The 9,080-nt window shown below is 62.1% G+C and carries 9 protein-coding genes and 1 pseudogene; 1 reads left to right on the top strand and 9 read right to left on the bottom strand.

All coding sequences use genetic code 11. From position 1 onward, the window contains the following. Together DBR18_RS20190 and DBR18_RS20185 are read right to left on the bottom strand one after the other, a co-directional pair. On the bottom strand, window positions 1-1,341 hold a 1,341-nt coding region (locus tag DBR18_RS20190), incomplete at its 3' end, for a mechanosensitive ion channel family protein (RefSeq protein ID WP_256588816.1). 108 nt (window positions 1,342-1,449) lie between these two features. Next, window positions 1,450-2,469, bottom strand: a complete 1,020-nt coding sequence (locus DBR18_RS20185; RefSeq protein WP_108591635.1) for an alpha/beta hydrolase — start codon at window positions 2,467-2,469, stop codon at window positions 1,450-1,452. Window positions 2,470-2,667: 198 nt separating this feature from the next. Here DBR18_RS20185 and DBR18_RS20180 point away from each other — a divergent pair, with 198 nt between their 5' ends. After that, entirely contained in the window at window positions 2,668-3,570 is a 903-nt protein-coding gene (locus DBR18_RS20180) for a LysR family transcriptional regulator (RefSeq protein ID WP_108591634.1), read from the top strand. A 319-nt stretch (window positions 3,571-3,889) separates the two neighbouring features. Here DBR18_RS20180 and DBR18_RS20175 read toward each other — a convergent pair whose 3' ends face one another. From DBR18_RS20175 to DBR18_RS29565, 7 genes and pseudogenes are all read right to left on the bottom strand, one after another. Beyond that, window positions 3,890-4,090 (bottom strand): transcriptional regulator, encoded by a 201-nt coding sequence (locus tag DBR18_RS20175; protein WP_108591633.1) that lies wholly within the window; start codon window positions 4,088-4,090, stop codon window positions 3,890-3,892. A 189-nt stretch (window positions 4,091-4,279) separates the two neighbouring features. Then, window positions 4,280-4,972 carry a GNAT family N-acetyltransferase gene (locus DBR18_RS20170; protein WP_108591632.1) on the bottom strand — a complete coding sequence of 231 codons (693 nt, stop codon included), beginning with the start codon at window positions 4,970-4,972 and terminating at the stop codon, window positions 4,280-4,282. Between the two features lie 113 nt (window positions 4,973-5,085). After that, complete coding sequence (locus DBR18_RS20165; RefSeq protein WP_108591718.1) at window positions 5,086-5,877, bottom strand: ChbG/HpnK family deacetylase; 792 nt, start codon at window positions 5,875-5,877, stop codon at window positions 5,086-5,088. After that, on the bottom strand, window positions 5,849-7,033 hold the full coding sequence (locus DBR18_RS20160; RefSeq protein WP_108591631.1) for a GNAT family N-acetyltransferase: 1,185 nt from the start codon (window positions 7,031-7,033) through the stop codon (window positions 5,849-5,851). Before DBR18_RS20160 ends, DBR18_RS20165 begins: the two co-directional genes overlap by 29 nt. Before the next feature lie 4 nt (window positions 7,034-7,037). After that, window positions 7,038-7,727: a GNAT family N-acetyltransferase gene (locus tag DBR18_RS20155; protein WP_108591630.1), complete on the bottom strand. Its 690-nt coding sequence runs from the start codon at window positions 7,725-7,727 to the stop codon at window positions 7,038-7,040. Window positions 7,728-7,795: 68 nt separating this feature from the next. Further along, window positions 7,796-7,933, bottom strand: a complete 138-nt coding sequence (locus tag DBR18_RS28270) for a hypothetical protein (protein ID WP_158275057.1) — start codon at window positions 7,931-7,933, stop codon at window positions 7,796-7,798. Continuing rightward, window positions 7,930-9,080: pseudogene (locus DBR18_RS29565) on the bottom strand (hypothetical protein); the annotation flags it as partial. The gene DBR18_RS28270 and the pseudogene DBR18_RS29565, both read right to left, overlap by 4 nt.

Raw genomic sequence — 9,080 nt, 5'->3', positions numbered from 1 at the left:
CACCGCCTGCAATTTGTTCAGCGCCTGGCCGACTTCGCTGCGCTGCGCCATGCACTGGCGGGTCAGGACTTTGTCGAGGCGGTAGATGATGCTCGACGTCAGCGCGGTGAACGTCGCTTGCGACGGGGTATCGGCGAGGATGCTCTGTTCGCCCATGACCTCGCTCGGCCCCATGCGTCCGGCCTCGGTCTGGCCGTTGCCGTCGGGCACGGTCGCACTGACCACGCCAGTGGCGATGACAAACAGACTGTCGGGCACTTCATCCAGATCCAGCACCACCTGACCGGCCGCGTACTGCTGCGCGACCATCGATTCGGCGAGGCGATCACGTTCCTCATGACTCAGCGAGCGGAAAACTTTCACTTCATCGAGCAACGCCCGGGCGCGGGTCGAGGGTTCGATCACGCCATCGGGATGCCGGGAAATACCTGCCGCTTCGAGATGCCGGTGGGCGAGGTCGAACAGTTGATTGCGTACTTCGCTTTTCTTGCCCAGTTCACTGATGAAGCCGCTGGCAACGTATTCGGACATCTCTTCACCGGCCTCTTTCAACACGGCTTTGGGCGGCGGATTGAGCAGCAGACTGCTGCTGCCCTGCAGGGTGCGGTCGAGGGCGTCGAGCACCCGCCGCGGGCGAATGTGATTCGGCACCTTGATGCTGATCGAAACGCCGTGCAGGTTGGTCGGGCGACTCAGATTGACGATCTTCGCCCTGGCCGCCACCGAGTTCGGCACCACGGCCAGGGTGCCGCTGCTGGTCAGCAAGTGCGTGGCGCGCCAGTCGATGTCGATGACCTTGCCCTCGACGCCGTCGATCACCACGAAGTCGTCCACCTGATACGGCTTGGTGGTGTTGAGCACGATCCCCGAAAACACGTCACTCAAGGTGCTTTGCAACGCCAGACCAACGACGATCGCCACCACTCCGGAAGTCGCCAGCAAGCCTTTGACCGGCAGCTCCAGCACATAACCGGCGGCCGCCACGATCGCCGCCAGAAACACCAGCGCACCGATCACGTCCTGCAACAGCCGACCGCTGTGGCCGATGCGCCGCATCAGTGCCAGACCGACCACCTCGGTCAGCACCCGCGCGGCGTACAGCCACCAGACAATCCCCAGGGCCGTCGCGCCCAGTTGCATCACCCGGTCATCGGCGAACAGCGGCGCCTGCAAGGGGCTGATGTCGGCGTTGATGATCAGTGCGCTGAACGCCAGAAACAGCGCCAGACGAATGCCGACTCTCGGTGCGCGGTGCTTGAACGGGTCGAGGTGCCAGAGCAACGCGTCGAGGAGCAGCAGGGCGGCGCTCCAGGACAGGGGGTGGTTGAGGAGCAAGGGCATGGTCGGTATTCCGCAGTGTCAGGGAGAAAAAAGATCGCAGCCTGCGGCAGCTCCTACAGGGAAATGCATTCCAGGGTAGGAGCTGCCGCAGGCTGCGATCTTTTGCTTTTACTGGTTCAGATGCGTCTTCAGCTCAGCCGCGGCCTGGCGCACGGCTGCTTTCACTTCTGCAATCTGACTCAGCGGGTTAAGCAGGCCAAAGTCATGAATCATCCCGTTGTAACGCACCGAGGTCACCGGCACCCCGGCCGCATCCAGATGCCGCGCGTAGCCTTCACCTTCGTCACGCAACACGTCGAACTCGGCGGTCTGCACCAGCGCGGCGGGCAGGCCTTTGAGCTGTTCGGCACTGGCGTTGAGCGGCGAGGCGTGGATCTGCGCACGCTCGGCCGGGTTGGTGGTGTAGTTGTCCCAGAACCACTGCATCATGCCTTTGGTGAGGAAATGGCCCTCGGCAAACTGCTGGTACGACGCATCGTCGAATTGCGCGTTGGTCACCGGCCACATCAGCAGTTGGAAGCGCAGGGCCGGGGTTTGCTTTTCTTTGGCCATCAGCGCCACGACCGCCGCCATGTTGCCGCCGACGCTGTTGCCGGCCACCGCCAGACGCTTGCCGTCGACGCCGATCTGCCTGCCGTTTTCCGCGACCCATTTGGTCGCCGCATAGGCCTGGTTGATCGCCGTCGGGTACTGCGCTTCCGGCGACGGCGTGTAATCGACGTACACCGCCACCGCACCCGAGCCGACCACCAGATCACGAATCAGGCGCTGGTGGGTCGGGTAATCACCCAACACCCAACCGCCACCGTGGAAGAACATGAACACCGGCAATTCACCTTTGACCTTGGCCGGACGCACCACTTTGAGGTTGATCGTCTGGCCATCGATGGAGATCGCCTTGTCGCTGACTTCAACCCCGGACAGGTCGACTTTTACCGAAGCCTGAGCACCGGTCAGCACCGCACGGGCATCCTTGGGGCTCAGTTGTTCCAGTGGCTTGCCACCACCGGCGGCGAGGGCGTCAAGGAAGGCCTGTGTCTGGTGCTCAACTCCCGGGCTGCCGGCAGCGAAAGCGTTGCCGATGGACAGGGCGAGGAAGGATGCGGTCAGGGTTTTCTTGATGTTCATGCTCAATTCCATTTTCGATTGTTTGAGTGCCCTGTAGGAGCTGCCGAAGGCTGCGATCTTTTGATCTTTAAAAGATCGCAGCCTGCGGCAGCTCCTACCGGTTTGGGGTGGGTTTCAACACCGTGGGCACAGATTAATGAGCTGTCGAAAAGTGAAAAAGCGGCTATAAAGCGTTTGACTGTCTACCAGAGAGTGACAATGAACCCGTTCGAAGACATGCGTATTTTTTGCCAGGTCATGGACTCCGGCAGCTTCACCGCCGCCGCCGATCAGTTGGGCCTGTCCAAACAGTTCGTCAGCCGCCGTTTGATGCAGCTCGAAGAGCGCCTCGGTGTGCGCTTGTTGAATCGCTCCACCCGGCGCCTCGACGTCACGCCACTGGGCCAGAGCTACTACGAGTCGGCGTTGCGTCTGCTGGGCGAAGTCGAGCAGGTCGAGCAGGGCATCGCCGGGCAGACCGCCGAGCCACGCGGGACGATTCGCGTCAGTGCGCCGTTGTCGTTTGCCGTGGCGCATCTGGGATGCCTGCTGCCGCTGTTCCTGCAGCGCTATCGCGATGTCACCGTGGAGGTGGACTTGAGCGACCGCCCGGTGGACCTGCTGGGTGAAGGCTATGACCTGGCCTTGCGCATCGGCGTGCTGGAAGACTCGACGCTGATTGCACGGCGCATCGCCGCCATCGAACGGGTGTATTGCGCCAGCCCCGCGTACCTGGCCGAACGCGGCACACCGCTCAATCCCGAAGACCTGCACAGTCACGACTGTCTGCCATACGGCCACGGGCGTTCGGTGCAGTGGCGCTTCAACGCGGGGCAGGGCAAGCCGCTACTGGTCAACGTCACCGGGCGCATGCGGGTGAACAATGGCGAGCTGCTGCGCGATGCGGCGGTGCAGGGGATGGGGATTACCTATCTGCCGACGTTCATTGTGGGCGCGGCGCTGAAGGACGGGCGACTGGTGCCGGTGCTCGACGACTACCGCCCCGAACCGCTGACCCTGTCGGCGGTGTATCCACAACATCGCCAGGCTTCGCGCCCGGTACAGGCGCTGGTCGAATTCCTGCGCGAACGCCTGAACCCGACAACCACCAACTCCCTGTAGGAGCTGCCGCAGGCTGCGATCTTTTAACTTTGTTTTTTAAAGCAAGATCAAAAGATCGCCGCCTGCGGCAGCTCCTACACGGGTGTATTTCAATTCGGTTACGGTGAACAGGGCGCTGGATAACGTCGAACTGCCCGCATAACCCGTGTAGGAGTGAGCCTGCTCGCGATAGCGGTGGTTCAGGCACTGACGATGTTGGTTGTGCCGGCGCCATCGCTAGCAGGCTAGCTCCCACAGATTCTTGTGGATGGGCAAAAATTCTGCGCACAACTTGAAATCCTGTGGGAGCTGGCTTGCCAGCGAAGGCGTCAGCAGGGTCTCAAGTCTGGCTGAAAGAATCAGAACCAACTTCGCCCATTTGATCCTTCTGAATGTTCGAGCAAGCCTGCGCCACATAGCCGATGGCTCGAAGCAACTCTTCATCGTCGTCATCACTTAGCACTTGTTTCAGATATTCACGAATTGCCACGACATCAACGAGCAATGACGGCAACTCCAGGCTGGTGAGTTTGTAGCTCAACGTTCTGCTCCCTTGTGTTTTTTCACCAATTTACTTGATCACGCCATTGGGAGCAGTCAGGCCTGGCCTTCAGGGAAGGAGGGCGATTCTTTTTCGGGTGTGGGCAAAGTCCTGTGTTACGCGATCCACTGTGGGAGCGAGCCTGCTCGCGATGGCGGCCGAATGACCGCCATGTCTTTCACGTCTGAATCACGCCTGCGCCGCCGCACTCACCACCGGCCGTCCGGGTTTGCGCAGGGGTTCCAGGCGTGAGCCTTGATAGCGGGTTTCGCGGTAGAAGCGCCAGCGGCCGAACAGGCCGTAGACATGGGTGACGCGGCCCTGTTCGTGGTAGCCCATGCGGATGTGCAGTTTCAGCGCCGGGATGTTGTGGGTTTCGCAGACGTCGACGACTTTGTCGCAGCCTTGGGCCGCCATCGCTTCCCACAGCGCGACTTGCACGTCCACTGACAGGCTGGTGCCGAAATACGGCCGGGCCATTTCGCCGCCGAATTCGAAGAACTCGCCCGGTTTGACCGGGAACCAGCAGCCGTAATAGTGGCGGTCGTGATAGTCACGAATACTGCCCCAGATGAACGCCACCGCGTGGCCGTCGGCATCCAGGTACATGTGCCCGGTGTGGCCCTCGGCGGCAAGTTCGGCCATGGTCTCGACGCGGTCGCCGAAGTGTTTGGCGAAGGCGCCGGTGTTGAGCTGGGTGATATCGACTTTGCGCAAACCTTCGTACGGACGCAGCTTGTGCGGTGGCACCGGGGAGACCAGATCGCGCTCCATCCACAGCAGCTCCCAGTGGAAGAACACGTAGCGTTTCCACAGGGTGGCGAAGAGACGGCCGAGGCCCTTTTGACGAATGCGTTCGCGCAGTTTTTCGATAACACTCATGTTGCCCTCCGTGGCCGAGGCCCGGTGTGGTGGATGTTGCTTTTGTGGGTATAGATCACACCTGCAACGCCGTTTCGAAGTGTCATCTTCGAAAGTATTGCAAGTTATGTAGGTCAATCGAGTGCCGCGGCACCGCGTAGAAAATCCTTGTTCAGATCGGCATAGGAAACCCGTGGAACGCCCGTCAGCCGCTGCTCTAGCACGCGGCTCAGGGATTCTCCGGGGTTGAGGTAGGCATCCCCGAAATCGCTCCCGAGCTGATTGGGGTGGGCAACGATTTCCAGTACACCGTCGGTCGGCGCGGGATCGTTGCGCAGGTCCACCGGCGTGCACACATAGTCCGCCGTCGCTGCGGCCAGACGCTGCAAACGCCAGTTGAGCAGACCTTTGAACACGCGTTTGGGCAGGCTGAGGTTCTGCCCCAGGTTGCGCGCCAGGCGAATCGGCACGCCTTGCTGAGCGGCAAACCGCGCGACGATTTCACCGATCGGCCAGATGTTGTGTACGTGCTGATGCGAGTCGATATGGCTCGGCCGCACGTCATGTTCGACGCAGCGCTGCCACTGCGCCTGCAACTCTTCACGCACCGCGTCGCGATCTTCGTGACTGAGCCAAAAGCTGTGCCGTGGCAGGCTCAGATCGAACACGCCGTGGCCGTCGCAGAAGGTTCGGCTGCGCAGGATCGAGCGGCTTAGCGGCCGCCCGTAAGTCAGGTTGAAGTGCAACCCGACCCGACCCTGCAGCGAAGGATGCCGGGCCATGGCGCAGGCCGCTTCGAACGCCGGCATGTTGGCCATGGCCGTGGCGCTACTGATAACCCCGGCCTGGAACGCGGCGAAGATCACCGCGTTTTCATTCGGGCTCAAACCGAAATCGTCAGCGTTGACTATGACTTGGCGAGGCATGATCGCCCTCCGTGGTGATGACGACAGGTGTGGACACAGGGGCAGGTTTGGCCGCGCGTCGCGCCCGCCATTGCTGCACCGTCGGTTTGATTTGATGCCAGAGTCGCAAGCCAAGCCCCAACAGGATCCCGCTGGGGCGCCAGGAATAGAAACTCCAGCGCCAGTGTTCGAGTTGGCCGGTCATGCGCTCGTGCAACTGATGGCTGGAGTTCTCCAGGCTCACCCGCGAGGCATCGATCCAGCGCCAGTGTTCGTCCAGCCCCCAGCGAATCCATTCCTCCAGCAGCACCCGGCCGCTGCCCAGATCGGCGTATTGCGGCAGGAAGGCGAGGTTGTAATCGTAGAGTCGGCCTTGTTCGAGCAGGCCGAGGCGATAACTGATGCAGCGCCCGTTGAGCTCCAGCGTCACCACGCGCACCAGGCCTTGGGCGGCGAGGGCGGTGAATGCACTTTCGATGCATTGGCGACTGCGTTCGCTGGCAAAAATCCCTACGCCTTCGTCGCCTTTCCAGCTCACTGCTTCGACTTCGCTGATTGCCTGCAACAGCGGACCCATGCTCAGCGCGTCCGGGGTGACGCGCCGCACCTGCGCCCCACACGCGGCAATCCGTTTGCGCGCCCGCCGCAGCTTGTAGCGCGGGTCACCCGAGACTTCTTGATGATCGGCGTCGCTGATCAGGTGCACCGGCACCCGACAGCTCAGGCGTCGCTCGCCGGTAGAACTGGCGGCCATCCACGAGGTGAGGGCGCTTTCTTCCCCGGCCGGTTCGGACAACTCGTTGAGTTGCAGCAGCGCGTGGGGCAGCCGTTGGCGGATCAGCCGCAACGCCTTGAGCATGTCGTCGCTATCGAGCAGCGACAGCAGCGCCAGGCGGTCGGCCAGCGGATAACCCAGATGATGCACCACCCGCAGAGGCACCCCGGCAAAGCGTTCATGGCCCGTCACCAGCGGCAGGCACAGGCGCAATTCGTCGGCTTCCCAACCCAGCAGAATGTGCAACCGTTCTCCCTCACCCAGGGTCAACTGCGCAGCGCGCAACCAGCCCAGGTTGTTGAACGGTGTGTGGTCCGTCACCCGCAGGCGCAGCGCTTCATATGCTGCTGCCGGGAAGTCGGCGGCGCACAATGAAGTGCGCCATTCGAATTGCGCCGCCATAGGCTCAGACCGCCGTTGCTGTGACAGGTGGACGGGACGGTTTGCGCAGCGCATCCAGACGCGAACCGCTGTAGCGGGTTTCGCGGTAGAAGCGCCAGCGACCGAACAGGGTGTAGACGTTCATGATCCGGCCCTGCTCGGTGTACCCCATGCGCAGGTGCAGCTTGAGCGCCGGGATGTTGTGGAACTCGCAGACGTCCACCACCTTGTCGCAGCCCTGGGCCGCCATGGCTTTCCACAGTTCCAGTTGCAGGTCCACCGACAGTTCGCTGCCCCAGTAAGCGCGGGTCAGTTCGCCGCCGAACTCGAAGAATTCGCCGGGTTTGACCGGGAACAGGCAGCCGTAGTAATGCCGGTCGAAGTAGTCCCGCGCGCTGCCCCAGATGAACGCCACGGCATCGCCCTGATCGTCCAGGTGCATGTGCCCGGTGTGGCCTTCGTTGGCCAGCTCGGCCATGGTCCCGACACGGTCGCCGAAGTAGCGGGCGAAGGCGCTGGCGTTGTCGGCGGTGATCTTCACCACCCGCAGCGGCGGATACGGTTTGAGGCTGTGCGGTGGCACCGGACTGACCAGATCGCGCTCCATCCACAGCAGTTCCTGATGGAAAAACACGTAATGCTTCCACGCCTTGGCGAGGGTGGCGCGCAGACCTTTTTGTTTGATGTGCTGGCTGAGTTTGCTGACGGTACCCATTGTGCGTACTCCTGAACTCTTTGGCGTGGCGAACCCTTGTGGTGAGGGAATTCCTGTAGTGAGGGGATTTATCCCCGATGGGCTGCGAAGCGGCCCCAGTTTTTCAAGATGAAAAGCGGCGATTGCTGCGCAATCGATCGGGGATAAATCCCCTCACCACAGGTTGTGTTCGCCTTGCGTTTTGCAATATTCGGGATCGGGTTCATGACGCCCTCCAGCTCAACGCGAACAGGGTTTGCCCTGGCAAGTCGAAGCTGACGCGTCCGTCGCGGCAGGCAAATGGCGCGTCGCGGCTGCGGTTGTCTGCGCCGAAGTAACGCAACGCGCCGTTGTTCAGCGGGCACCTGGCGCCGCTCAGGTCGACACGCTGCAACCGCGTCCCTTTGTTCACGCCGAGCAGGCCACGCTGGTCGTCGCCGGCCATCGCCAGCACATCGACTTCAAAGGCATCGTTCTCCAGCCACAACACCTGATGCAGCCAGTGCTGCGCAATGAACTGCTGGGCCAGACCCACCGGTTTCAGCTCGAAACGCTCATCGCCAAAAACCCGGATCATGCCCTTGGGGTACTGCGGTTCATCGGCGGCCTGAAACCAGTTGAGCATCGTCAGCAAACCGTCCTGCGAAGCGTTGATCACCACCGAGGCCCACCACAGCGAGGCGTAGTGGGTTTCCTGATCGTAAGGGCTGAGGCTGGAGCCGCTGGACATGTTGGTCTGGTCCAGCAGCAAGGCCTTGCGCGGTTGACCGTGGCCGTCGAGGCCAACCAGCTCGGCGGCGCGGCGCACGCTGTCGCGGTAGACCCGGGTGGCGAGCAGGTCGCGGATCATCCATTCGTGCCACGCCAGTGCGTCGATCTGCTCGGCAGATTCGTCGAGCAGGCGCCGCGCCCAATCGATGCCGCGTTTATTCGCTGCGTTCTCAGCGAATGGCCCGTTGACCAGCCGCGAACTGGCCGGCATGACGATGCGCACGCCGGCCTTGGCGTTCGCCGGATCGCTGCGTACCTGTCTGGCCATGCTGGCGAAAATTGCCCGGTATTGCTCGAAGCTCGAATAGTTGAGATTCGGCTCATCAGCGAAGCCGATGTAGTGCGTGCCCTTGCCGCCGAGCGCCCGGGTGCCGGCCAGCCACGCGTCGAGCCCGCCATTGCTTTGCACATCGGCGCGCAGATCCGCCTGACGCTGGCTGCCGGCGAGCAGGGTAATGTCCTGACGGATACCGAAGCGCTCCTGATAAGCCAGGCGAAACGCGTCTTCAAAGTGCGGATTCTTCGCCGTGACATCAACAAAACTGTAGTAGCTGGCGGCGGTCGGTTTCAGCGCATCAAGGGCAGCGTGGCTGGCGGTTGGCG

This window comes from Pseudomonas sp. HMWF021 (assembly GCF_003061005.1).
GTDB lineage: Bacteria > Pseudomonadota > Gammaproteobacteria > Pseudomonadales > Pseudomonadaceae > Aquipseudomonas.
Note: the sequence above shows the minus strand (reverse complement) of the source record. Positions and strands in the feature narration are given on the sequence as shown.